The sequence below is a fragment of the Streptomyces sp. ME19-01-6 genome, from assembly GCF_033793745.1.
In the GTDB taxonomy this organism is placed as follows: domain Bacteria; phylum Actinomycetota; class Actinomycetes; order Streptomycetales; family Streptomycetaceae; genus Streptomyces.
The window spans coordinates 35,229-59,128 of sequence record NZ_JARAXF010000038.1 but is presented as its reverse complement, the minus strand read 5'-3'; the positions used below and the strand labels follow the sequence as shown (position 1 = coordinate 59,128).

23 protein-coding genes and 2 pseudogenes are annotated in these 23,900 nt (G+C 70.8%); 14 read left to right on the top strand and 11 right to left on the bottom strand.

Annotation, left to right across the window (positions count from 1 at the left end; all coding sequences use genetic code 11):
- Positions 1 to 13: 13 nt before the first annotated feature.
- The 4 genes from PV419_RS45250 to PV419_RS45235 all read left to right on the top strand — a co-directional run bounded on the left by PV419_RS45250 (position 14) and on the right by PV419_RS45235 (position 5,243).
- Positions 14 to 1,114 carry a sugar ABC transporter substrate-binding protein gene (locus PV419_RS45250; protein ID WP_319699141.1) on the top strand — a complete coding sequence of 367 codons (1,101 nt, stop codon included), beginning with the start codon at positions 14 to 16 and terminating at the stop codon, positions 1,112 to 1,114.
- 42 nt (positions 1,115 to 1,156) lie between these two features.
- Positions 1,157 to 1,939 carry an ATP-binding cassette domain-containing protein gene (locus tag PV419_RS45245; protein ID WP_319699139.1) on the top strand — a complete coding sequence of 261 codons (783 nt, stop codon included), beginning with the start codon at positions 1,157 to 1,159 and terminating at the stop codon, positions 1,937 to 1,939.
- Complete coding sequence (locus PV419_RS45240; protein ID WP_319699137.1) at positions 1,936 to 3,147, top strand: ABC transporter permease subunit; 1,212 nt, start codon at positions 1,936 to 1,938, stop codon at positions 3,145 to 3,147. Before PV419_RS45245 ends, PV419_RS45240 begins: the two co-directional genes overlap by 4 nt.
- 170 nt (positions 3,148 to 3,317) lie before the next feature.
- On the top strand, positions 3,318 to 5,243 hold the full coding sequence (locus PV419_RS45235) for an ABC transporter ATP-binding protein (RefSeq protein ID WP_319699135.1): 1,926 nt from the start codon (positions 3,318 to 3,320) through the stop codon (positions 5,241 to 5,243).
- Here the strand turns inward: PV419_RS45235 and PV419_RS45230 are convergent.
- From PV419_RS45230 to PV419_RS45220, 3 genes are all read right to left on the bottom strand, one after another.
- Positions 5,240 to 5,731, bottom strand: coding sequence for an inorganic diphosphatase (locus PV419_RS45230; RefSeq protein WP_319699133.1), 492 nt, complete (start codon positions 5,729 to 5,731; stop codon positions 5,240 to 5,242). The genes PV419_RS45235 and PV419_RS45230 overlap by 4 nt on opposite strands.
- A 95-nt stretch (positions 5,732 to 5,826) precedes the next feature.
- Positions 5,827 to 6,642 carry a carbon-nitrogen hydrolase family protein gene (locus PV419_RS45225; protein WP_319699132.1) on the bottom strand — a complete coding sequence of 272 codons (816 nt, stop codon included), beginning with the start codon at positions 6,640 to 6,642 and terminating at the stop codon, positions 5,827 to 5,829.
- Between the two features lie 229 nt (positions 6,643 to 6,871).
- Positions 6,872 to 7,321, bottom strand: coding sequence for an SPW repeat protein (locus PV419_RS45220; protein ID WP_319699130.1), 450 nt, complete (start codon positions 7,319 to 7,321; stop codon positions 6,872 to 6,874).
- 122 nt (positions 7,322 to 7,443) lie between these two features.
- Between PV419_RS45220 and PV419_RS45215 the strand changes: the two are divergent.
- Both PV419_RS45215 and PV419_RS45210 read left to right on the top strand, forming a co-directional pair.
- Positions 7,444 to 8,025: pseudogene (locus tag PV419_RS45215) on the top strand (hypothetical protein); the annotation flags it as partial.
- A gap of 23 nt (positions 8,026 to 8,048) precedes the next feature.
- Positions 8,049 to 8,194, top strand: a pseudogene (locus tag PV419_RS45210) (trypsin-like serine protease); the annotation flags it as partial.
- A gap of 15 nt (positions 8,195 to 8,209) precedes the next feature.
- Here PV419_RS45210 and PV419_RS45205 read toward each other — a convergent pair.
- From PV419_RS45205 to PV419_RS45195, 3 genes are all read right to left on the bottom strand, one after another.
- Complete coding sequence (locus tag PV419_RS45205) at positions 8,210 to 8,509, bottom strand: hypothetical protein (protein ID WP_319699129.1); 300 nt, start codon at positions 8,507 to 8,509, stop codon at positions 8,210 to 8,212.
- A 169-nt stretch (positions 8,510 to 8,678) separates the two neighbouring features.
- Positions 8,679 to 8,822 carry a hypothetical protein gene (locus tag PV419_RS45200; protein ID WP_319699127.1) on the bottom strand — a complete coding sequence of 48 codons (144 nt, stop codon included), beginning with the start codon at positions 8,820 to 8,822 and terminating at the stop codon, positions 8,679 to 8,681.
- A gap of 85 nt (positions 8,823 to 8,907) precedes the next feature.
- Positions 8,908 to 9,279 carry a 5-carboxymethyl-2-hydroxymuconate Delta-isomerase gene (locus PV419_RS45195; protein WP_319699125.1) on the bottom strand — a complete coding sequence of 124 codons (372 nt, stop codon included), beginning with the start codon at positions 9,277 to 9,279 and terminating at the stop codon, positions 8,908 to 8,910.
- Between PV419_RS45195 and PV419_RS45190 the strand changes: the two genes are divergently transcribed.
- Both PV419_RS45190 and PV419_RS45185 read left to right on the top strand, forming a co-directional pair.
- Complete coding sequence (locus PV419_RS45190; RefSeq protein WP_319699124.1) at positions 9,278 to 9,532, top strand: hypothetical protein; 255 nt, start codon at positions 9,278 to 9,280, stop codon at positions 9,530 to 9,532. The two genes, PV419_RS45195 and PV419_RS45190, sit on opposite strands and share 2 nt — an antisense overlap.
- 103 nt (positions 9,533 to 9,635) lie before the next feature.
- The gene (locus PV419_RS45185) at positions 9,636 to 10,262 is read left to right on the top strand and encodes a winged helix-turn-helix domain-containing protein (RefSeq protein WP_319699122.1); all 627 of its coding nucleotides are present in this window, start codon (positions 9,636 to 9,638) and stop codon (positions 10,260 to 10,262) included.
- Between the two features lie 109 nt (positions 10,263 to 10,371).
- On the opposite strand, the gene PV419_RS45180 is transcribed toward PV419_RS45185, so the two are convergent.
- Complete coding sequence (locus tag PV419_RS45180) at positions 10,372 to 12,585, bottom strand: MMPL family transporter (protein ID WP_319699120.1); 2,214 nt, start codon at positions 12,583 to 12,585, stop codon at positions 10,372 to 10,374.
- Between the two features lie 311 nt (positions 12,586 to 12,896).
- Between PV419_RS45180 and PV419_RS45175 the strand changes: the two genes are divergently transcribed.
- From PV419_RS45175 to PV419_RS45165, 3 genes are all read left to right on the top strand, one after another.
- Positions 12,897 to 14,174 (top strand): sensor histidine kinase, encoded by a 1,278-nt coding sequence (locus tag PV419_RS45175; RefSeq protein ID WP_319699118.1) that lies wholly within the window; start codon positions 12,897 to 12,899, stop codon positions 14,172 to 14,174.
- Positions 14,175 to 14,376: 202 nt separating this feature from the next.
- Positions 14,377 to 15,801 carry a hypothetical protein gene (locus tag PV419_RS45170; RefSeq protein WP_319699116.1) on the top strand — a complete coding sequence of 475 codons (1,425 nt, stop codon included), beginning with the start codon at positions 14,377 to 14,379 and terminating at the stop codon, positions 15,799 to 15,801.
- Positions 15,798 to 16,964 carry an ARPP-2 domain-containing protein gene (locus PV419_RS45165; RefSeq protein WP_319699114.1) on the top strand — a complete coding sequence of 389 codons (1,167 nt, stop codon included), beginning with the start codon at positions 15,798 to 15,800 and terminating at the stop codon, positions 16,962 to 16,964. Before PV419_RS45170 ends, PV419_RS45165 begins: the two co-directional genes overlap by 4 nt.
- Before the next feature lie 30 nt (positions 16,965 to 16,994).
- Here the strand turns inward: PV419_RS45165 and PV419_RS45160 are convergent, their stop codons facing one another.
- Both PV419_RS45160 and PV419_RS45155 read right to left on the bottom strand, forming a co-directional pair.
- Entirely contained in the window at positions 16,995 to 19,154 is a 2,160-nt protein-coding gene (locus tag PV419_RS45160) for a hypothetical protein (protein WP_319699113.1), read from the bottom strand.
- Positions 19,155 to 19,360: 206 nt separating this feature from the next.
- A complete protein-coding gene (locus PV419_RS45155; RefSeq protein WP_319699111.1) occupies positions 19,361 to 20,272 on the bottom strand; it encodes a hypothetical protein in 912 nt (303 codons plus the stop codon).
- A 138-nt stretch (positions 20,273 to 20,410) separates the two neighbouring features.
- On the opposite strand from PV419_RS45155, the gene PV419_RS45150 reads away from it, so the two are divergent.
- The 3 genes from PV419_RS45150 to PV419_RS45140 are packed head-to-tail and all read left to right on the top strand — an operon-like array spanning position 20,411 to position 21,847.
- The gene (locus PV419_RS45150) at positions 20,411 to 20,749 is read left to right on the top strand and encodes a putative quinol monooxygenase (protein WP_319699109.1); all 339 of its coding nucleotides are present in this window, start codon (positions 20,411 to 20,413) and stop codon (positions 20,747 to 20,749) included.
- Between the two features lie 26 nt (positions 20,750 to 20,775).
- Entirely contained in the window at positions 20,776 to 21,471 is a 696-nt protein-coding gene (locus tag PV419_RS45145) for a hypothetical protein (RefSeq protein ID WP_319699107.1), read from the top strand.
- Between the two features lie 28 nt (positions 21,472 to 21,499).
- Positions 21,500 to 21,847, top strand: a complete 348-nt coding sequence (locus PV419_RS45140; protein ID WP_319699105.1) for a VOC family protein — start codon at positions 21,500 to 21,502, stop codon at positions 21,845 to 21,847.
- A gap of 50 nt (positions 21,848 to 21,897) precedes the next feature.
- Here the strand turns inward: PV419_RS45140 and PV419_RS45135 are convergent, their stop codons facing one another.
- Positions 21,898 to 22,272: a VOC family protein gene (locus PV419_RS45135; RefSeq protein WP_319699216.1), complete on the bottom strand. Its 375-nt coding sequence runs from the start codon at positions 22,270 to 22,272 to the stop codon at positions 21,898 to 21,900.
- A gap of 220 nt (positions 22,273 to 22,492) precedes the next feature.
- Positions 22,493 to 23,872: a hypothetical protein gene (locus tag PV419_RS45130; RefSeq protein WP_319699103.1), complete on the bottom strand. Its 1,380-nt coding sequence runs from the start codon at positions 23,870 to 23,872 to the stop codon at positions 22,493 to 22,495.
- Between the last annotated feature and the right edge of the window lie 28 nt (positions 23,873 to 23,900).

Below are 23,900 nucleotides of genomic sequence, written 5' to 3'. Positions count from 1 at the left end.
GGTGCTGCACATCGTGAGAGGTCATCCTCGCGGTGCCGCCGTCCTCGCGGTGGCGGCGTCCCTGGCCCTCGCGCTGGGGGCCTGCGGCAAGGCGGCCGAGTCCCCCACCGCCGTCCGGCCCGCCCCGCACGGGACGGCGGGCCACCCGACGATCGGCCTGCTGATGCCGGACAGCAACACCCCCCGCTGGGACCACTTCGACCGGCCCCTGATCCAGCAGAAAATCGCGCAGCTGTGCCGCGGCTGCAAGGTGGAGGCCGTCAACGCGCACAGTGATGTGGCCACTCAGCAGCAGCAGGTGGACACCATGATCATCAGGCAGGTCGATGTCATCGTCCTCGCTCCCGTGGACGCCAAGTCACTCGGCCCCGCCGTCGAGAGCGCGCAGGACGCGGGCATCCCGGTCGTGTCGTACGATCGCCTCGCTCAGGGACCCGTCTCGGCCTATGTCTCCTTCAACGGCGAGGAGGTCGGCAGGCTGCAGGGCAAGGCGCTCCTGAAGGCCATGGGCCACAAGGCGCGCGGCGGCCAGGTCGTCATGATGAACGGCGACATGGTCGATCCCAACGCGGTCCTGTTCAAGAAAGGCGCCCTGTCCGTTCTGCAGGGCAAGGTCAAGATCGATAAGTCGTACAACACGGACAGGTGGCTGCCGATGAACGCCTACACCAACATGTCCGGCGCGATCGCGGCCCTCGGACCCGACCGCATCAACGGCGTCTACTCCGCCAACGACGGCCTCGCCTCCGGTGTCATCGCCGCCCTCAGGGCCAACAGCGTCCGGCCGATGCCCCCGGTCACCGGCCAGGACGCCGAGCTCGCGGCCATCCAGCGCATCGTCCGGGGCGACCAGTACATGACCGTCTACAAGCCCTTCAAGCCCGAGGCGCACGCCGCTGCCGAGATGGCCGTCGCCCTCGCCCGCGGAGCGAGCCTCCGCCACATCGCCACGGGCCGGATCCCCGGCGGTGTCCCGGCCGTGCTGCTCCGCCCGATCCCGCTGACCGTCCACACCATCAGGAAGACCGTGGTCAAGAACGGCGTGTACACGATTCAGCAGATCTGCACCCCGAAGTACCGGTCGGCCTGCGAGAAGGCCGGGCTCCTGCCGTAGCCCGGGCGCAGGCCGCACAGACCGGGCTCCTGCCCGAGGGAGATGGTCACCGTGCCGACTCCGCCCCTGCTGGCGTTGCGCGGCGTCTCCAAGCGCTTCGGCGCCGTCCAGGCGCTCGCCGACGTCGATCTGGAGGTCCATACCGGTGAGGTCGTCGCTCTGCTGGGCGACAACGGCGCCGGCAAGTCCACCCTCGTCAAGGTGATCGCCGGGGTCGGCCCCGCCGATCAGGGCGTCATCGAGTGGAAGGGCAGCATGGTCCAGGTCAAGCGCCCCCACGACGCGCAGAGCCTGGGCATCGCGACCGTCTACCAGGACCTGGCGCTGTGCGAGAACCTCGATGTCGTCGGCAACGTCTTCCTCGGCCGCGAGGTACGCAGGCTCGGCCTTCTCGACGAGGTGGAGATGGAGCGCCGCACCCGCGATCTGCTGCGGGCCCTGTCCATCCGCATCCCCGATGTGCGCCTCCCGGTGGCCACCCTCTCCGGCGGCCAGCGGCAGACCGTCGCGATCTCCCGCTCGCTGCTGGGCGACCCCAGGCTGCTGCTGCTCGACGAGCCCACCGCCTCCCTGGGCGTCGAGCAGACCGCCCAGGTCCTCGACCTGGTGGAGCGGCTGCGCGACCGTGGTCTGGGGGTGCTGCTGATCAGCCACAACATGGGCGATGTCAAAGCCGTCGCGGACCACGCCGCGGTGTTGCGCCTGGGCCGCAACAACGGCTTCTTCGATGTGATGACCACATCCCAGGAACAGATCATCTCCTCCATCACCGGCGCCACCTCCCATGCCCGCCGTCCGCCCCGTGCCGGGGAGGCGGGGCTGTGAACGCCCGCGCCCTGGTACCCGGCCGGCGCGTCAAGGGCGCCCTCGGCGAGACCTGGCGGCGGCTGAACGGCGGCGAACTCGGCTCGCTCCCGGTCGTCCTGGGCCTGCTGGCCATCTGGGTCGTCTTCGGGAGCCTCAACAGCAACTTCCTCTCCCCGCGCAATCTGTCCAACCTCAGCGTGGACATCGTGGGCACCGGCCTGATCGCGGTCGGCATCGTCTTCGTTCTGCTGATCGGCGAGATCGATCTGTCGGTCGGCTCGGTCAGCGGGCTGGCGGCGGCCGTCTTCGCCACGCTGAACGTGAACGAGGGTGTACCGGAGTGGCTCGCGCTGATCATCGCCGTGCTCTCCGGCACGGCCATCGGCGCCCTGCACGGGTTCTTCTTCGCCAGATTCGGCGTGCCCGCGTTCGTCGTCACCCTCGCCGGGCTGCTGGCCTGGAACGGCCTCAGCCTCTACATCCTCAGCCGGAGCGGCACCATCAACCTCGACGACCAGGGCCTGGTCGCCCAGCTGACCAGCCATTACTTCAACGACATCGCCGCCGCCTACGGCCTCGCGGCCCTCGGCGCGGCCGCCTACTTCCTCGCCGCGTACCGCGACCGACACCGCCGCAGGGCCGCCGCGATGCCGTATCGGCCACTCCGCGAGATCGCGGTACGCACCGGCGCGATAGCGGTGGTCGCGTTCGCGGCCGCCTATGTGCTCAACCAGTTCCAGGGCCTGCCGCTCGCTCTGCTGATCTTCGTCGTCCTGGTCGCCGCCCTGGATGTGCTGCTGCGCCGCACGCCCTACGGCCGCACGGTCTACGCACTGGGCGGCGGCGTCGAGGCGGCGCGCAGGGCCGGGGTCCGCGTGACCTGGGTGCGGATCTCGGTCCTCATGATGTCCGGCACGATGGCCTCACTCGGCGGGCTGTTCCTGGCCTCGCGGATCACCTCGGTGAGCCAGTCCTCCGGCTCCGGCATCCTCCTGCTGAACGCCCTCGCGGCGGCGGTCATCGGCGGCGCCAGTCTGTTCGGCGGCCACGGCCGGACCTGGTGCGCGGTGCTGGGCATCCTGGTCATCCAGTCGATCGCCTCCGGCATGGCCCTGCTGAGCATCCAGTCGGCCGTCCAGTTCATGATCACCGGCGGGGTGCTGCTCGCCGCGGTCGTCCTCGATTCGCTCTCCCGGCGCTCCCAGAAGACCCGCGGCCGGGCCTGAGGCCCGGTGGCCGGGCCGGGCCCGGCCATGCCCCGTTCGGGTGGATCCGAGCCGTAGGCCGGGCGCCGCGGTGGGCCATGCGGCAGCGTGTGGGACCGACCGCCTCGCCGAACGGCACCGCCTCGCGGAACACCCTGCCGCCAGGCACGCACCGCCACAGGGGGGATCCGATGACAGCCCAGGCCTCCGACGAGCCGATCGACCAGCCGGTCGACCATCCGACCGAGCCGTCCGCCGAGCAGCGGCCCGCCGAGGAACTGCGGTTCCGGTCGCGCACGCTCGCGGCGTTCGATCGGAACCCGATCACCGGCCGGTCCATGGCCCGCAGGCTGCCGCAACTGGTGCGGCGGGCGCTGGTGCTGGCGTGGCAGGTGGACCGCCGGGCGGTGGTGGGGCTGGTGCTGTGCCAGGTGCTGTCGGGGTTCTTCGAGGCGTTCGGGCTGCTGGCCACCACCGGCACGATCACGGCGCTGATCTCCACCGGGCACATGGCCGAGCGGGTCCGGGAGGCGCTGCCCTCGCTCGCGGTGCTGGCCGGGGCGGCCGGGTTACGGGCGCTGCTGGGCATCGCCGTGTCCAACATCTCCGCCCGGCTGGCCCCCCGGATCTCCCGGGAGGCCGAGATGCAGATGTTGGACGCGGCGATCAACGCCGAGCTGGCGGCGTACGACAACCCCGGGTTCAACGACAAGTGGGACGCGGCCGACCGGGGCGCCGACGTCGCCCAGGATCTGATCATCGAGTCCCAGCAGCTGACGGCCTGCCTCGCCTCCCTGGTGGCGGCGGCGGGCGTGGTGGCCGTGCTGCACCCGGCGCTGCTGCCACTGCTGCTGCTCGCGGCGCTGCCGCAGGGGGTGGCCGGGATGAAGGCGGCCCGGGTGCACTACGAGACCTCGCGCGCGATGAGCGCCGAGCGGCGGACGCTCGGGCTGCTGCGCTGGTACATGGTCGACAAGGACATCGCCGACCAGCTGCGCTCGGGCACCATGGCGTCGTTCCTGCTCGACCGCTACCGCGCCATCGGCGCGCGGGTCGACGCCGCGACCGACCGGGCAGCCCACCGGGGGGCACGGTTCGCGGTGCTGGGCGCGCTGGCCGGAGGGGTGGCCTCCGGGCTGGTGTGGGCGGCGCTGGCGCTGCTCCTGGGCTCGGGGCGGATGTCCGTCGCCTCGGCGGGCACCGCGGTCTTCGCGCTGCGCACGGTGGGCTCCTCGCTGCGCGGCATGGTGGGATACGGCACCCGGCTGTTCCGTACCGGGCTGTATCTGGACGACTGGGCGGAGTTCATCGAGGAGGCGGGCGGCCACCGGATGCGGCGCGGCGGCCGGGTCGCGTCCGCTCCGAAGGTGGTCAGGGCCGAGTCGGTCACCTACTGGTACCCGGAGTCGGACGCGCCGGCCCTGGACGAGGTGAGCGTCGAGGTCCGGCGCGGTGAGGTCCTCGCCCTGGTCGGCGAGAACGGCTCCGGCAAGACCACCCTGAGCAAGCTGCTCACGGGTCTGTATCTGCCCTCCAGCGGCGCGGTGACCTGGGACGACGCCAAGACCGGGGACCTCGACCCGGACGCGCTGTGGCGGCACACCGCGGTCGTACCCCAGGACTACGCCCACTGGCCGCTGTCCGCCCGCGAGAACATCACCCTCGGCCAGCCGCACGGCGGGGACGAGGCGGTACGGGAAGCCGCCGTGCACTCCGGGGCGCACGAGATCCTGGACGGGCTGCGCAGCGGCCTGGACACCCTGCTGGCCCGGCAGTGGTGGGGCGGGGTGGAGCTGTCCGGCGGCCAATGGCAGCGCATCGCCCTGGCGCGCGCCTTCCACCGGCCCGCCGGACTGCTGGTGATGGACGAGCCCACCAGCGCCCTCGACGCCCGCGCCGAACACCGCGTCTTCGCGGGACTGCGGCGGCTGGCGAAGGACCGCGCGGTCGTCCTGGTCACCCACCGCCTGGCGAACGTCGCCGTCGCCGACCGCATCGTGGTCCTGGACCGCGGCCGGGTGATCCAGCAGGGCACCTTCGCGGAACTGGTCGACTCTCCCGGGCTGTTCCGGGAGCTGTGGACCCTTCAGAACGACCGGGGCGTCCCAGACGTCTAAGGCCGGGCCGACTCCGCCGCCCGGGTCCGCGAGGCCGCTATCTCCGCGTAGGCCTGGTCGCGGCCCTCCCAGTGGGAGCCCTCGACGGACTTGCCGGGTTCCAAGTCCTTGTAGACCTCGAAGAAGTGAGTGATCTCCATCCGGTCGAACTCGGGGACATCGCCGATGTCCTGCACATTGGCGTAGCGCGGGTCGTGGGCGGGGACGCACAGGATCTTCTCGTCCGGGCCCTTCTCGTCGCTCATGCAGAACATCCCGATGGCCCGGCACTCGATGACACACCCGGGGAACGTGGGCTCACCCACCGTGACCAGGGCGTCCAGCGGGTCGCCGTCGCGCCCCAGGGTGTGGTCGATATAGCCGTAGTCGGCCGGGTACTTGGTGGCGGTGAACAGCATCCGGTCCAGACGGATCCGCCCCGACTCATGGTCCATCTCGTACTTGTTGCGGGATCCCTCGGGGATCTCCACGACGACGTCGAACTCCATCGCGACCTCCTCCCCCGGTCACTCCTGGCGCTCCCGGCGCGCGCTTCCAGTGTGCGCCGGGAGCGCCGTACGGGCAGCTCGGAGCGGCCCGTACGTCACATGTTCCGGCCCAGCCTCCGGTTGGCCAGGACGGACACCTTGCGCCGAACGGCCGTGACCTCGTCGGTGCTGACCTCCGCCACCAGCAGCCCCGGGGTCGCCCCCAGCCGCTGCCGCACGGTCCCGTCGGGGCCGACCACGGCGCTGTGGCCGATGCCGGTGGGGGCCGCCGGGTCGGCCGCCTCGGCCGCCAGGGTGCCGGTGGCCGCGGGGTCGGCCTGGCCCACGGCGGCCAGCCATACGGTGGCATCCAGCGCCCGCGCCCGGATGAGCAGCTCCCACTGCTCGCGCTTGCCGGGCCCCGCGCCCCAGGAGGCGGGCAGCAGCGAGAGCTGGGCGCCCGCGTCGGCGTGGGCCCGGAACAGCTCGGGGAAGCGCACGTCGTAGCAGGTGGCCAGGCCGATCCGGACGCCCTCCAGGTCGAAGGTCACCACCTTCGAGCCGGGCGCGACGGAGTCGGACTCCGCGTAGCCGAAGGCGTCGTACAGGTGGATCTTGTCGTACGAGGTCTCCACCCCGGGGCCGGTGGCCAGCAGGGTGTTGGTCACCCGGCCGTGGGGCGCCGGTGTGAACATGCCCGCCACGACCACCAGACCGGTGTCCTTGGCGATCTGCCGGACCTCGGTGGCCCACGGGCCGTCCAGCGGCTCGGCGAGCGGCCCCAGCGGGGTGCCGAAGCACGCCATGGCGGCCTCGGGAAAGACGATCAGGCGGGCGTCGGCCGCGGCGGCGCGGTGTGCCTGCTCCCGAAGGGCGGCAAGGTTCCGCTCCGGGCGCGGGCCGCTGACGATCTGGCTCAGTGCGATACGCATGATGCGATCTGCCTCATTCCCTGGACGTAGCCTCGAGTGGTCCCTACGGGTGTGTACGTGACGCCCCGGGGGTGCGCTCATTGTCCGGCCCGTGCATCTCGGCCGTATCTCGGGGACGCCGACCCCGGGCCTCGGGGCGGGAACTGGCAGTCCGTCAGCGGAAAGCCATCAGGCGAAGGCCGTCGGCCGCACGACCGGTGGGGTCATGCGGCCGACGGCCCTTGTCACTTCACGCCTCTCGCGTCTCCCGGCCGGTGCGCATCAGCACCCCGGCCGCGACCAGTCCGAGCACGCACGTGATGGCGCCGACAACGACGTTGTTCCAGATCATTCCGGCGTCGGGGAATCGTGTGACCACCCAAGGAGAGATGATCATCCATACACCGATCGCGGACATCGCCCAGCACAGGCTGTACATCCGGCGCGGCGCCGTGGTCAGGCCGACGCCCAGCAGGGCCACGCAGATGCCCAGGATGAGGTTGTTGACCGTGAGGTCGGGGCGGGTGCCCGAGAAGTGGATCACCCAGGGGGAGATGGCGAAGTAGAGACCGGTCAGGAGCACCGGCCCGTCGACGAAGACAACATCCCGCGCACCAAGCATGCGTGCGTAGCGCTCGCGCATCTCGGTTACGTCGGGGTGGCGCGTGATATCACTCCTGTGACGTGAGACGTCGGCCATACGACTCGCCTCCTTCGATCCATGCAAGTCTGACCGCGCAGTGCGGCGCGATGCCGCACCACCATTGTGCGCCTCGCCTTGATTTATAGGTAGATGTCTGTTTGAGCGGCGAGGGAGGGGTTATGCCCGTGAAGCAGCATTCCGAGCCGCATCCCGCATGGCATTCCGCATGGCGTTCGGGACCACGCCCGGAGCCCGTGGCCGGGCGCGGCGAACTGCTGGCGCGCGGGCGCGAGCAGCTGACGCGCGGCGGCAGCGTGCTGCCGCCGGGGCCGGCCGGTATCGGCAAGTCCACCGTGCTGCGCGCCCTGGCCGCGGAGCTGTCCGTCGGCGGCCTGGCTGGGGCACAAGCACCACTGGGAACACGAAGACACGCGGCACTCCCCGATTCCGTCCTGCGCGAGATCCACCGCGCCAGCGGCGGCAATCCCTTCTTCGCCCTCCAACTCGCCCGCGCGCTTGCCGAGTCGGGCACTGAGTCGGGCACGGAGCCGAGCGCCGAGTCGTGCGCGGCGCTTCGCCCCCGCGAGCCGCTGCCGGTGCCGCCCGCCGTGCGCGACCTGGTCCTCGACCGGCTGCGCGCCCTGCCCACGGCGGGCCGCCGCACGCTGCTGATCGCGAGCGCCGCCGACCGCCCCACCGTCGCGCTGCTGCGCGCGGCGGGCCGCGCCGAGGCCGCCGCGCTGGGTCTGCTGGACCGGGAGCACCGGGAGCACGAGCCGCACGCGGCGGACGCGGCGGACGCTGGTCATCGGCGGCAAGCCGGTCGGCATCACCTCCTGGGGCGACGGCTGCGCGGCGGCCGGTGCCCCGGGCGTCTACACCCGGCTGACCACCTTCTCCTCGCTGGTGGCCGCCCAGGTCAACTCGTAGGTTCGCGCCGCCGGTTCAGCTGGCGTCGGACCGGTGGTCGTACGGCGTCTTCGGGAAGCGCGGGCAGATGAACACGTACACGCCGCCCATGTCGCCGATCATCAGGCCCGGGGCCCGCTGCACGGCGTTCCGCCGCTCGTAGGGGAGGTCGCCGATCTCCCCTGCGGGCGGCCGGTCCTCGACGGGCAGCCAGGTCTTCGCGGACCCGCCGTCGAACTCCACGCTGTCGACGGTGAGCAGATGGTCCATCCGGCGCCCGCAGTCCGGGCAGTCGGGCCAGTCGGGATGCTGCGTCCAGGTGGGGTAGCCGCCCAACTTGACGGGGGGCGACCAACAGCGCGTACCAGTACGACCAGCCGCTCTCCTCCTTCAGCCGGTCGAACCGCTCCCCGAGGCCCTGGGACAGCTCCTCGGGCAGGTCCCACTGCGGATACTCCACGCGCCGGCGCAGTTCGGGCCAGGGCGCGTAGTAGCGCTCGTGGTCCTACGCGCACCACAGCAGCTGGAGCAGATCCGTGCCGGGCGGGAACGGCAGGTCGGGCACATCGGCCGCGTACAGCTGCAGCACGGGACCGGTCGCCCCGCGCCGGAAGGGGACGATCTCGGGGAAGAGCGCCGCCACCTCCACCGGCCGCGGAGGGTCGTACGGGTCGTACGGGTCACGCAGGGCCCCCGGCGCGGTCGGGGTGCTGGTACCCGGAACCCTGACCCGGTCAGGCCGGGTAGACCTGCTCGTGCTTGGCGTACCAGGCGCGATCGAGGTCGGTCACATTGACGGTGGTCTGCACGGTCAGCCCCGCCACCGGTGCCAGATGGGCGCGCGCGACCTCCAGCACGGCGCCGGACAGCTCCCGCTTGGTCTCGGCGTCCCGGCCGGACAGGATCGCCACCTCGATATGGATCATGGCGTGGTGCGGGGCGCCGTCGGCCAGGACGGCCTCCTCGATCCGGCGGAACCGGGTCTTGCAGCCTGCGACCTGAGTGTCGACGGTCTTGGCCACGACCGGGTGCAGGGCGAGGCCGAAGGCGCGCCGGTCGAAGGCCTCGGTCAGGGTGTCGGAGTACTCGACGACGATGTGCGGCATGGGGAACGCGCTCCTTACGGGGTCGTGGCGGGCCGCGCTCGGGCGGACCCGTTATGTGGGCATCGTCGCACCCCGCCACCGCGGCGAGCGCCGGGGGCCGGTCGTCTGCTTCAATAGGTCCATGGCCAGCCTTCATGACGCCGCGACGGGTCCCCTCGACCTCAAGCCGTTCTGGCCGTCCCGGCAGGCGCACCACTTCGACCGCGAGTGTTGCCGCGCATCGCATGCGCGGGCCCGCTCGCTCGGCCGCTGACGGCATTCGACCGTTCAGCCGCCCTGCCCCGGTGATCCCCGGCGGCCCAGCCCGCGCGCACGACGTCCACCGACGCCCCTTGAGCGCGAAAGAGCCGAATCCCATGACGAACGTCCGAAGTCTGTCCGCTTCCGCCGTCTCCTCCGCTTCCCCCTCCGGCGCCCCGGCCACCACCCCCGGCCGTCCCTCCCCTCCGCACTCCTATCCGCACCGGCAGCGGCTGCGCGCCGTCGCACCCGACGAGGTGCCGCCGGTCGCCGAGCTGCTGCACCCCGGCGCCACCTGGCTGCCCGCTCCCGCGCACACGCTGCCCACGCTCCCCGGGCAGCCGCCGATGGTCGGCTATCTCGTGCTCGTCCCCGCCGCCGATACCGCGGCGGCGAGCCAGACCGGGCAGGCCGGCCAGATCGGGCAGGCCGGGGAGGGCGGCGCGGCCACGGGCGACGAGCTCGTACGGATCGACCCCGACCAGCGCACCGCGCAGGTCGCCGGGCGGCCGCTCGACCTGACGTATCTGGAGTTCGAGCTGCTGGCCCACCTGGTGGCGCACCCGCACCGAGTGCACACCCGCGATCAGTTGGTGACCACGGTGTGGGGGTACGGCCACGTCGGCGACGGGCGGACGGTGGACGTCCATGTCGCCCGGCTGCGGCGGAAGATGGGCGCCGAGCACCGGGGCACGATCGTGACGGTCCGCCGGGTCGGCTACAAGTACGTGCCGACCGCCTGAGGCGGCCGGCACTCATTCGGCGGACGCTCACACGGCAGCACGACGCCCGCCGCGCCGGGTCAGGCGGCATACGGCCTGATCCGGCGCGGCGGGCTGATCGTTCGCGAGATCAGCGGCCGAGGGACACCGGCGGCTGGTGGCCCTGGGCCACGGGCGGCAGCGGCTCCTCGTCGTGCCCGCCGTGATCGAGGCGCGGCAGCCAGGACAGCGCCCGCGGCAGGTACCAGTTGCGCTCTCCGAGCAGCGCCATCACCGAGGGCAGCAGCACCATCCGGACGAGCGTGGCGTCCACCAGCACCGCGACCGCGAGGCCGACGCCCATCTGCTGCATGTCCTGCATCTGCAGCAGGGCGAAGACCGCGAACACCGCGACCATGATGGCGGCCGCTCCGGTGATCGAGCCCGCCGTGGACCGGATGCCGTCGCGGATCGCCTCCCGGGTGCTCAGGCCCCGCTCGTGCGCCTCACGGATCCGGGACACCACGAACACGTGGTAGTCCATCGACAGCCCGAACAGGATCACCAGGACGAACAGCGGCATCCAGGACTCGACCGCGCCGGCCGGCTCCATGCCCAGCGTCTCCGCGCCCCAGCCGTGCTGGAAGACGGCGGTCATCGTGCCGTACGCGGCCCCGACCGACAGCAGGTTGAGCAGGATCGCCGTGATGGCGATCGGCAGCGACCGGAAGCAGACCAGCATCAGCAGGAAGGTCACGGCCGCGATGAACAGGAGCACCGGAAGGAAGCCGTCGGCGAGCTGATCGTTGAAGTCGACGTTCGCGGCCGTCTCGCCGCCCACGTACGCCTTGTCCGCGACCGGGCCGAGGATCTGCGGGACGAGGTCGTCCTTCAGGGTGCGCAGGGCGTGCTTGGAGGCGTCGTCGGAGCCGTTGCCGGCCAGCGGCACCTCGATGCGCGCCACGTCCTTGTCCTTGTACAGCTCGACCTTGACGGTCTTGCCGAACTCGCCCGTGGCGGCGAGCTTCTTCTTCAGGTCGGCCACCGCGCCCTGGAAGCGGGGCGAGGAGACGTCGTCGGCCCGTACGATCACCTCGGCCGGGGCGGGGCCTCCGGGGAAGGCGCCGGTGATCTCCTTGAAGGCCACGGTGAGCTTCGAGTCCTTGCCGAACTGCTTCTCCATGCCGAGCTGCTCGGTCTTCATGCCCAGCGCGGGGGCGCACAGGGCCAGCAGCACCGCGCCGGCGAGGACCGCGAACAGACCCGGCTTGGCCAGCACCGGCTTCATCAGCCGGCCGGAGATGCCACCGCTGGCGTGCACGCCCTTCCTGCTGCGGCGGCCCCGCAGCGGCACCCGCCCGGCGTCGATCCGGTCGCCGAGCCAGGACAGCATCGCGGGCAGCACCGTCACCGAGCCGAGCATCGCGGTGAAGACGACCAGGATGGTGGCGACCGCGAAGCCCTTGAAGAGCAGCAGACCCGACAGGAACATGCCCGACATGGCCAGCATGACCGTGATGCCGGAGACCAGCACCGCCCGTCCGCTGGTCGCCGCGGCGATACGCAGCGCGGTCTCGGCGTCCCGGCCCGCGGCCCGCTCGTCGCGCTCGCGGCGCAGGTAGAACAGGCAGTAGTCGACGCCGACGGCCAGGCCCACCAGGAACATCACGGACTGGGTGCTGGAGAACAGCGGCAGCTTGTGACTGGCCAGCGCGAGCAGGCCGAAGGTGCCGATGCAGGCGGTCACCCCGAGGAACACCGGCAGCAGCGCGGCGACCAGGGCGCCGAAGACCACCAGCAGGATGCCCAGCGCCAGGGGCACGGCCGTGAGTTCGGCCGTCTTCAGGTCGCCGGAGAGGATGCCGTTCAGGCTGTGCGCGAAGGTGGCGTCGCCGAACTCGTACAGCCTGATGCCCTCATGGGCATCGCCGGTCTTGTCCACCGCGTCGAGCACCGGCTCCATCCGGTCCCCCGCGGTGTCCGCGTCGCCCTTCATCTCAAAGCTGACCAGCCCCTCCCGGCCGCTCCCGGAGCGCACCGGCGGCTGGATCCGTACCGCCTCACCGGACTTCTCCAACCGCGCCGTGAGGTCGCTCGCGGCGGTCCGCCAGCCGTCCGGCTCGGCGCTGCGCAACATCACCATCTCGCCCGCGGGATCCTTGAGCCCGGCGTCCTCCAGGATCTTCTCGGCGCGCGCCGAGTCGCCGGTTCCGCCTTCGGAGTTGGTCATCTCGTTGATGCCGGACATGCCGCCGACGACCGCGACGACCACGACGAACAGCAGCCAACCGATGATCGCGGTCTTGCGGTGCCGGGTGCTCCACCCGCCGAGCCGTACGGCGAGGCCCCGCCTCGTTGCGCTCATCGCGTCTCCCCCCGAGAGGTGTGAGTCCTGCACGGAACCGACAGGACTGAACGGACTGAAAGGACTGTTGAGGTCACGTCATCGACGCTAGAAAAAGGCGGGCTCGCGCCCCAGCCGCACAAGTCCCCAATCGGCTGAAGCAAAAGGAGAGTCCCAGGGGTGGGGCTAGGTATACCCCGGGACGGGGGCAGGGCCGAGTGACCGCGGCGGGCGGGTCCGCCAGACTTGAACCGTCCGGCCGTGCGGAGCGTCCCGCGCCGGGTGCGGGCCCCGGCGCGGGTCCCGCGGGAGCGGCGTCAGGGAGATGTCCAATGAGGGTACGCAAGGCGCTGGTGGCCGCCGCCCGTGGGCTGTGGCTCGCGATCGCCTCGCTGGCCGGGTCGATCACGCTGTTCACGCTGCTGGTGGTCTCCCTGGCCTTCATCCCCCTGGGCCTGGGGGTGCTCACCACCCCGCCGCTGCTCGGCGCGGTGCGGGCCCATGCCAATCACCGACGGCTGATGGCCGCCCGCTGGTCCGGCGTCCAGATCCCGCTGCCGTACCGCCCCCTGCCTCCCGACCGGCGCGGCGGGGTCGTGGGCGTGGTGGAGCGCTGCTCCCTGCTGCTGAAGGACCCGGCGACCTGGCGGGATCTGTTGTGGCTGCTCATCGACATGACCGCCGGGACCGTCGTGGCCCTGCTGGCCTTTGTCCTGATGCCGTACGGGGTGGAGGGCTGGGTCCTGGCGCTGGGCACCTGGCGGCCGATCGTGCACGCGGCGGGCACCTACTGGTACGGGTTCATCCCGGTCACCTCCCAGTCCACCGCGAATTACGCCGCCCTGCTGGGCTGTGGCTTCCTCGTCCTGGGCGTCTTCGCCACCCCCGTTCTGCTGCGCGCCCACTTCCTGGTCGGCCGGGCCTTCCTCGCCCCCACGCCGCGGATGACGCTCGCCGAGCGGGTCCAGCACCTCACCGAGACCCGGCATGACGCGGTCGACACCTCCGCCGCCGAGCTGCGCCGCATCGAGCGGGATCTGCACGACGGGGCGCAGGCCCGTCTGGTCGCCATGGGCATGAGCCTGGGCACCGTCGAGGCGCTCATGGAGAAGGACCCTGCCAAGGCCAAGGAGTTGCTCGCGGCGGCCCGCGCCAGCTCCGCCGAGGCGCTGGCCGAGCTGCGCGACCTGGTCCGCGGCATCCATCCGCCGGTGCTGGCCGAGCGGGGCCTGGGTGACGCCGTGCGGGCCCTGGCGCTGCGGATGCCGCTGTCCGTGGAGGTGGAGGCGGACCTCCCGGGGCGGGCCGACGAGCCGGTCGAGTCGGCGGCGTACTTCGCGATCAGCGAGCTGTTGACGAACGCGGCCAAGCACTCCGGCGCCGAGCGGGTGTGGATCGACGTCCATCACGACAGCGGCGCCCTGCGGATCACGGTGACCGACGACGGGGAGGGCGGGGCGTCCGCCGCGGAGGGCTCCGGGCTGAGCGGAGTGCAGCGGCGGCTGGGCACCTTCGACGGGGTGCTGGCCATCAGCAGCCCGGTCGGCGGGCCGACGATGGTGACGATCGAGATACCCTGCCGGCTCTCCGCCCCGCGCCCCACTGCCTGAGACCACGGCTGTCTGCGTGAGCCGCTGTCCGAGGGACCCCGAAACCGGGGGGCGGAGCGTACGACGCGGGTGTTAGCGTGCCACAGTCGGCCGCGGGACTCCGGTGCGACTTCCGGAACCCGCCTGTTAAGCGATGATTCGCAGTTCGTGCCCCCATTCCCCGGCCGACACCCGCACATATGCCGCCAGGGGGAGCCCCTCGATGGAGAACCGGACCGACCTCGTGGCGGCCGAGGACCTGCTGCTGTTCATGAACGCGGCGATCACCTCGACCGGGCAGCGGGAGTTCCGCTCCGGCGAATGGCAGCAGCGCATGTCGCTGGAGTTCCTGCACGCGTATGTACTCGGCAACTACCGGGAGCTGTACGCGGCGACGCTCGCGCTGGACATCAACCACCACAACGCGGCACTGATCGTGCGCAGGCTGCTGGAGACCGCCTCCGAGGCGTCACCCGAGCAGCGCCGCACCGAGGGGCGGCTGATCGCCGGGCGGCTGGCCCTGCTTCCGCCGCAGCGGGTGTACCGGCTCTTCCGCGAGCTGCGCCGGGCCGGGGTCAACAACCGCCGCACCCGGGCCATCATGCGGGACTGGCTGGCGGCCCGCCCCGATCCGGCCCTCGACGCGGTCAAGTACCGCGCCGGGGTCAAGGCCGCCGCCCGCCATGCCCATCTGCCGCTCGACACCGAGCTCGGCCTCTTCCTCTTCGCGCCGCACACCCGCAGGACCGGCTTCTCCACCCCCCTGTTCGACGCCTGGCGCCGCGCCCACTACACCCAAAGCGCGCTGTACGAGCTGCCGTACACCGTCGCCGAGGGGTTCGCGGTCAAGCACGGCATCGACCGGGGCGCCTTCCTGGAGCGGATCGCCCCGCGGCTGACCCGGCTGGAGCGGCTGCGGCTGCAGGAGTCGGCCCGTGAACACCGGGCGGACGCGGTGGCCGGCGACCTGGCCGCGATGCCCCTGACCCGGCTGGCGAGCTATGTCCTCTCCCTCCCCCTGGACGACCGCGTCCGCCGCCGCGAGGAGCTGACCGCCGCGCTGCGGGCGGCCGCGCGACGCACCGCGGGCCCGCGCACGGGCAGCTGGGGCCGGGTGGCCGCGGTGCTGGACGACAGCTTCTCGGCCTTCGGTTCGGCGCAGAAGCGGCGCCGCCCGCTGGCGGTGGCACTGGGCTGCCACTTCCTGCTGGAGGCGCTGGCCGGCGAGTTGATTCCGCTGTGGCTGTCCGGGCGCACCGACGCGCTGCTGACGTATCCGCTGGGCCCGACGCCGCTGGGGGCCCGCGTCCTGGACGCGCTGGAGCACCGGCCGGACCGGCTCGTCATCGTCTCCGACGGCTGGGACAACGCGCCGCCCGGCCTGGCCGGCGAGGTGCTGCGAATATGGCGCACCCGGCTGGACCCCCAGGGCCGCACCAGCGTGGTGCACCTCAACCCGGTGTACGACGCGGAGGACTTCGACGTACGGCGGCTGGCGCGGGAGGTGCCGACCGTCGGGGTCCGCGACGCGGAGGACCTCCCGGCCCTGGTGGAGCTCGCCCAGTTCGCGGAGGGCCGCACCCGCGCGGCCGAGCTGTGGACGCATGTGAACGCCCGCGTACGGAGTTTTCTGGAGGTGGATCGGTGACCGCGGACACGGCGCCGCTCGTGGCGCTCACGGGCCTGACCGCGCTGCCCTCCCAGGTGTGGGGCGCGATCCGCCTGGTGCCGCTGGTGCGCGACGAGCCGATCGCCGACCTGCGCCTGGACGACCGGCTCTACGGCGACGACTTCGCCGCCGTCGCGGTGGACCGGCGCACCGCGTACTGCTCGTACATCCCGCACGGTTACGTGGCGACCTGGACCGACGACGGCTCCCCCGCGTCCTCCTACGGCACCCAACTGGAGCGGGACGCCCACGGGCCGCGCCCCCCGTGCGTGCCGCTCCGCTTCCACCGCCGGATGGCCCGCCGCGTCGACAAGAACCGGGTGCGCTTCCTGCCGCTCCACCTGGCCCTGGAGGGCTATCTGGCGCTGCACTTCGGCGGCCCCGAGGTGGTCTGGGAGGAGTGGTCGCACCGGGCGGTCAGCCGCGGTCTGTCCCCGCGGGTCGAGCAGGCGTATGTCGGGGCCGAGGTGGAGGGGTTGCGCGATGCGCTGCGGCTCTTCGAGATCCACCCCGGCCAGTGCGGGGTCATGGTCTACGCGGCCGACGCCCTCGCCGCCACCTTCGTGGTGCCGCACCCCGACGACTACCGGGCCCTGCACCCCTCGCTGGTCCTGGACCTCTTCGGGGAGCTGATCCACCACTACACCACGCTGCACGGCCCGGTCCCGGAGTTCCGGGCCCGGATCCGCGACAGCGCGGTGGGCTCGCTGGCCGAGCTGCGGGCGGAGGCCGCCCGGCACCAGCGGGAGTGGGCCGAGTTCCACGACCACACCATGGCGGGCGGGCTGCTCGACGCGTCGTACACCCTCCAGCGCGTCCGCACGATGGGGCCCTTCACCCTGTCCCGCTTCCTGCCGCCCTTCCACCGCAACACCGAGCAGCACATCGGCGAGACCATCACCCACGAGGACGGCCGCCTGGCCTACCTCAAGACCTTCCGCCTCTCGGAGGCCCAGACCCGGCGCGGCCATCTGCTCACCCTCCTCGCGGCCCACGACTGGCACTTCGGCGCGACCGCCGACGCCCTGGGGGTGAGCCGCGACCAGCTCGCCTCCCGGGTGGAGCAGGCGGGGTTCGGCGCGCTGCTGCGCCAGGACATCCGCGACCACTACCGCGCGGCGGCCCGCCGGACGGCTCCCTGACGGGGTCCCTGACGGCTTCTGACCGGCCGCCTAGAACCCCGGCCGCCCCAGGGCCTGCAGCGCCTCCCGCCGCGCGCTGTCGTGGCGTTCCTGGCCGGAGCCGACGAGGGTCCTGGTGAGGCCGCTGTCGGCGTCCTCCCCGTGTTCCTTGCTCCAGCCCACGACGAGGGCGTCCACCTGCCGCTGCCCGACGTCGAACGTCTTCATGTTCTCCAGCATCGCCGTCTGGCCGGCCTGGGCGACCTGGTCCTTGCCCCACTCGTACATGCCCACGTAGAGGATGGACTGGACCACGTTGCCGAGGACCGGCACGGCGGCAGGCGACGACGGAACGAAGTTGAACGCGACTGCGGGGACGGTGAAGGCGGCCGTCCGGACGTCCGAGGCCCACTGCACCGCCTTGTCCCTCTTGTCGAAGGCGATATCGGAGCTGACCCCGTCGTAGAAGCCGAAGGTGGAGGAGGCGGCGTTGATGGCGGCGGTGCGGTCGTTCGGGTGGTTGAAGTCGGTTCCGGCCAGCGTCTGCGCCGCGTACTGCCGCTCGGCGTCGTACATCCCGGCGTAGGCGGCGGGGTCCTCCGACACGCCGCGCATGATGCGGGACAGCTCCTCGGGGGACACGGCCATACGGACCGTGCCGTCGTCGTTCCACACCCCGCTGCCGTCCGCGTTGACCTTGTAGTTCTCGTTGGTGCGGGACAGGATCTCGTGGGTGTCGGACGTGTAGTCCACCAGCATGTGACCCAGGCTCGACCGCAGGTTGGCGGGCATCTCGTCGCCCTTCCAGTCCTTGTTGAGCAGCGTGATGGTGTCGTGCATGACCCGCGCCTCGGCCTCGGTGTGCCCGCCCAGCAGATGCTCGGTGCCCGGAACACTGCCGGTGGCGGCCGCCTCCAGCGCGGCCCCCAGGCCCAGGCGGTTGAGCGGGTCGTCCATGGAGAAGACGTTCCCGCCGGGGACGGTGACGGGGCCGCCCGCCGTGGTGTCCCATGTGGGCCAGTCACGGTCCTGGAGCAGATACTTCAGGCGTTCGTTCCCGCCGTCCGCGCCGGGGTCGAGGTAGGACGTCGCGACATCGGGCTGCTTGCCCATGATGCCGAGCAGGGTGTCGAGCGGATCGCCCCTGTAGTCCTTGTGGCCCGCGCCCCACTGCGTCCACCGGCTGGTCCCGAAGTCGTCCTTCTTCTCCAGGGTGATGATGTCGTCGCCGACGTCGGTGAGGAACTGCTTCCCGTAGCTTTTGCCGTGCGTCATCAGGTCGACGAACGACTGGTAGCCGGTGAGCGGGTTCGTCTTCTTCCCGAAGTTCTCGTCGCCGACCTTGCGCAGGCCCTCGCGCCACTTCTGGTAGAAGGGGTCGGAGGGCGACTTGGTGGCCGTGGCGATCGAGGTCGCCACGCCCGTCTGGAGGGCGGTGAAGTCCTTCTTGTCATCGCCCTTGCCGAGGCTGTGGAACTTGTTGTTCAGCTGAATGACGCCCTTGGGGCCCAGACCGGCCAGGAAGGTCTGGCTGAACGCCTTGTCGTGCTCGTTGTCCCGGAACAGCCGCCGGAATTCGGCCATCTCCTTGCCGCTCAGCTTGTCGCCGGAGTTGAGCTTGGTCGCGAGGTCCTCGGCCTCCTTGGCCTCGACCTTCTCGATGTCGCCTTCGGCCTTGTCGTTGAAGCCGTTGACGGCACCGTCGAGGGGGTCGGGATCCCGCACGGCCGCCTTCAGCGCGAGCTTCACGCCCTGGTCGGCGTCGTCGACCGCCTTGACCGCCGCCGCGATGTACTCGGTCCACGACTGCTCGGTCGTGCGCAGGCCGGGATCGTGCCGCATCGTGAAGGCTTCCTTCTCGCTGAGCTTCGAGAAGTCGTAACTCGCGATGCCGGCGTCCGAGACCTTCATTCCGGCCTTCACCGCGTCCGCGACCGCGGACTTCACCTTCCCGCGCAGCTCCACGAACTGGCTGTGCGCGTCCCGCAGAATCGAGGCCATTGCCTTCGCCTCCGTCTGCGCAGCGGTGAATTGCTCGTCCGTGACGTCCATGCCGATCTGGCTGACGAGATTCGCCTGGCCGGTCCAGCTACCGTCCGTGCCGACCGACTTGACGCGCTCCTGATACAGCTTCTGGACGTCCGAGAATTGCTTCGCGGCCTCCGTCCATTGCTTGGCCGCGGTCGCCAGGTAAGACAGGTCGACTGTCATGACCTGGTGGTACGTGAGCACGGTTTCCCCCATGGCTGAGCATCAGGTGGTACGTCGGTCGAATCGCGACAGTACCTCTGACCTGGAGGAACGGGCCGTTTTCACGGCCCGGTTCACAATGTCGAAAGAATGCCGTCACAAGGAAAGGGAAAATCGGGCGACATCCACCATGACTTCCTTGTGACCCGCCTCACCCATGACGTGCGTCACGACGATTTCGGGACCTCCACCCGCACCTCCCTGCGGAGATCAGCGGCGATCTTGGCGGACTCGTCGAGCGTCAGGTTCTTCGCCCCCTCATGCGGAACCACCACGGCCACCGTGTCGAAATCGGCCCATGCGCACAGCGCCAGCGAGTTGGGCTCATCCGGGTCCGGCTCCTCCTTGGCCCGGATGATCTGACACTTCATGACGCCGTTCTCGAACCCCTCGGGCGACTTACGCTCCGGGCTGCCCACCAACAGGGCGTCGCTGTCCTCGCTGCCCGCCCTCTCGCTCCTCGTCTTCAGGTTGCCGAAGAAGGCGTCGACGGACTTCTCCGGGTCCTTCACCTCCCCGTAGGCACCCAGCATCTCGAGCTTCTTCGCGTCACCTGAGGTGGCCCAATCCGCGTTCACCCCCGTGCCGGTCGTCAGGCCGAACGCCTTCGCTTCCTCGTCGTCCAGCGGTTGCGCAGTGCTGTCGTCCGAGTCACTCGTGTATTCGCCGAGCACGGTCCGGGGTGCGGTGAGCCTGTAGTCCTTACCGTCGTCGGTCACCTTCCCGTCGTCGCCGCCCCCCAGCAGCACGACACCCCCGATGATCGCCCCGATCACGACCACGGCGCCGATCACCAGGCCTGTCTTGCCCTTGCCGCCACCGCTCTGCGGGGACTGTGGCATGCCGGGCGGGACCGGCGGCGGGTATCCGGGCTGCGACTGCTGGGGATAGCCGTAGCCGGGCTGCGGCGGCGGGGCGTACGGGCCGCCGCCGCCCTGCGCGTACGGGCTCGGGGCCGGGTTCGGGACCCCCTGCGCGTACGGATTCGGGCCGCCCTGCGGGGGCTGGCCGGGGGGCGGGCCCGGCGGCTGTGCCGGAGGCGGGCCGTACGGTCCTGGCGGCGGCTGGTTGTAGCTCATGCGCGGTGAACTCTCCCCCATGACAGAAGGTCTGAACAGACGTCACACAACGGGACGCGACAAGGAGTGTGCCGGGTTCCGCATACGGGCGCCACCGGACTTGACCTTCACACTGATGTCAGACTTTAGCGTTGCCGCATGACGACGACCACGACACCCACGACGACGACCACGCAAGCGCCCCTCTCCCTCTACGGCTTCCTGCGCCCCAAGCCGGACCGCGCCGACGAGGTCAGACAGCTCCTGTCCTCCCTCGTGGAACCCACCCGGCAGGAAGAGGGCAACCTCCAATACCACCTCCACGAGCACGAGGACGGCCGGCTCTTCCTGTACGAGGTCTGGCGCTCCCAGGAAGACCTCGACCGCCACAACGCCCGCCCGCCGCTGCGCGACTTCCTGGCCAACCTGCTGGACTACCTCGAAGAACTCCCCGAGGGCTACTTCAACACCATGATCAGCGACTACCCGCAACCATAGGGACGGCGGGCGCGTCCGCCTTGACGATGAACGAAAGAAAACGCCCCGCCGGAGTGGTCCCCTGGGCAGTGGCGGCGGGCTCGGTCGTCTGGGGCCTGGCGGGGAGCCGGCGCGCCGAGCACATGGCCAACTACCCCTGGAACGTCTGGACGCCGATCGGCTACGGCGCGGCCAAGGGGGTCGCGCTGGGTCTCCTGGCGGGCTGGTGCGCGATCTGGTTCCTGCGGCTCGGGAAAACGTCCACGCCCGGAGGGAGCCGGGCCTGCGTGGCGGGCCTCGCCTTCACCGGCGGCCTGCTGGCCGGCGCCGCCCCCGGGACCGTCCGGGACTTCACGGGCCCGCCCCAGCCCCGCACCCTGTACTACTTCGACGAGCCGAGGCCCGACGCGGAGTGGTACTGGCGGCCCCTGCTCTCCGAATGGCTCGTCCACACCGTCCTCCCCGCCCTCGGCTGCGCCCTCGCCCTGACGGCCGCCGCCCTGCTCTCCGCCCGCTCGCCGCGCCGCGAGCGCATGGGCTGGGCGGTGCTGGCCACGGTCGGAGTGGGCCTCCTGCTGCTCCCCCACTTCGCGACCGCCGATCTGCCCGCGCCGGAAGGTAGCGGCGACCATGTCAACGAATCCGCCACTGCCTCATTGACCGTCTGGGGTACGGGTCTGGGAGTGCTGGTGGGCTCCGTGGTGTTGCGGAGGAGAATGAGGCGAGCGGCCAACACCGCGTAATGTCGCCGTTCGCAGACAGGAGTTGCCGATGACCATTCGCCGCGTCATGCCCATTGTCCACTCCGAGGACATGGAGCGGAACCGGGAGTTCTACGGCCGGCTGGGCTTCGAGCAGGTCATGAACCACGGCTGGATCATGACCCTCGCCTCCCCCACCACCCCGGCGGCCCAGGTCAGCTTTATGACGAGCGACAAGACCGCACCCGTCTCGCCCGACATGAGCATCGAGGTGGACGACGTGGACGCGGCGTACGCGGCGATGCGCGAGGTCGGCGCGGAGATCGTCCACCCCCTCCAGGACGAGGAGTGGGGCGTCCGCCGCTTCTTCGTCCGCGACCCAGGCGGCCGCGTGGTCAACGTCCTGGGCCACCGCTGACACGCCCTGGTCGGGTGCCATGTTCGGCGCCCGACCAGGGACTCTCCCGGCTACAGGTACGGGCGTGTGATCAGCTCAATCGCATGACCGGCGGGGTCCTTGAAGTACACCCCTCGGCCGCCGTGCCCGTTGTTGATCTCACCGGGGCGTTGCATCTGCGGATCGGCCCAGTGCTCGATCCCGCCATCACAGAGCCGCTGGTACGCCCGGTCGAAGAGCTCGTCGTCGATCAGAAACGCGTAATGCTGCATCTGGATGTCCACCGGCGGCTCGGCAAACTGGAGCAGCACGCCGTCGGGGAGCTGGATGTTGGTGAACGGGCCCCAAGACGGTGCTTCCGGAATCTCCAGCAGATCCCGGAAGAACCGAGCCGACTCGTTGCGGTCCTTGGAGGCGATGATGGTGTGGTTGAACGAAACTGTCATTCGGCTGACCTCGCTGTTGCTCGACACGAAGAAGGGACTCTCGGTGCACGAGCGCGGGGAGGTCCACGTGCCGAACTGAGGGGGTGCTTTCTGCGCACCCACCGTGCGGTCAGACCTCCACCGGATAGCCGATCCGTGTGTGGCGCGATGCCGGTCCGGTGTTCACGTCGGGTGACGTTACTGGATCTTGTCGATTACGACAACAGCGCGCCACACGCGCTCAGTCAGTGATGAACCAGTCGTCCTTCATGTACTCCAGGGTGGAGGTCCCGATCTCGCCTTCGGAGAAGGTGACAGAGGCCTTGACCGCCGCGGCCGGGATGTCGATCTTGTCGGGCGATCGCACGACGACCTTCTGCGGGTCCACCGTCGCGGTCTGCAGAGCCTTCTTCTGCGTGGGCGAGATCATCTGGAACGTGACGAGGAACGTGGACGTGCACGGACCGAACCCCTGGTCCTCCGCCTGCTTCGCCGCGGGCCCGGCCACCTCGCAGACCGTCTTGATGTCCTCCCGGCCCACGGCGTGCAGATACTGCTCGTACCGCCGGATCGCCCCCTCCTTGGTCTTGGGCGCGGCCTGGTCCGTGGGCTGATCTGTGGGCTGTTCCGTGGGCTGGTCCTTGGGCGGATCCGTCGGCGCCTTGTCGCCGCCCCCACAACTGTTGTTGGTGAAGATGCCCGGCAGTTGACGCTTCGGGTACGGGCCCATCGGCCCGTTGAAGCCGTTCACATGCTGCTGCGAGCCCCACCACCCGGCGTACCCCCACCACGGCTCGCCGTCGACGGGGCGGACGTTGTCCCATGTGCGCCACTCGGCGCCGCCCTTCGAGGGCCGGTCGCGCATGCCATTCACCCAGTGGTCCTTATCAGTCGGATAGGAGCCGTGTGAACCACGCGCCGAGTACACGGTCGGATGCCCGTCCTGCGGATCCAGTTCCGACCACTTCACGCTGCACGTATCCTTGCCGTGCTTCGCGAACGTCACCGCCTCAGGCTTGCCGTCACGCAACTGGACCGCGACGCGCTCCCAGTCGCCCTCGTGCCTGTTGCCCGGAACCAGGTTGTTGTAGGCGTAGAAGAACCAGTACACATACGCCCCGCGCGCCGGGTCGGTCTTGTGCTTGTGGTACTCCCAGTAGACCGGCGCGCCGGTGCCTTCGCCCTTGCGCACCTCCTTCGGCGGGTCGAGGTAGAAACCACCGCCGACCTCGGTCGAGGCGTGCCACTTCCCCCCGTGCCCGGGGCAGGACACCGGTTTGGACGACGCCTTCCCCGGCTCCACGTCCTGGTGCTGGTAGGGCTTGCTCGCACTCCCCAACCGCCGTGGGTCGGCCGGATCAGCCACCGGCTGCTCGTCACGGCAGAAGCCGTCGTGGTCGAAGCGCAGCGCGGACCGCCCGATGAACCGCGTCGCGTCCATCGGCATCAGCGACTCCCCCTTGGCGAGCCGCACCAGCGGCGCGAACCGCGCGGCGTCGGCTGCGGACCCCTTCGAAGGCTCCGCCCCCGTGTACTCCTTCTCCTTCTCCGGACCGCACGCCACCAGCGCCACCGAGAGCGACACCGCCACGCCCACCATCGCCCGCACCCGAGCCTTCACCCGATCCCCCTTTGGTCGCTCACCAGCA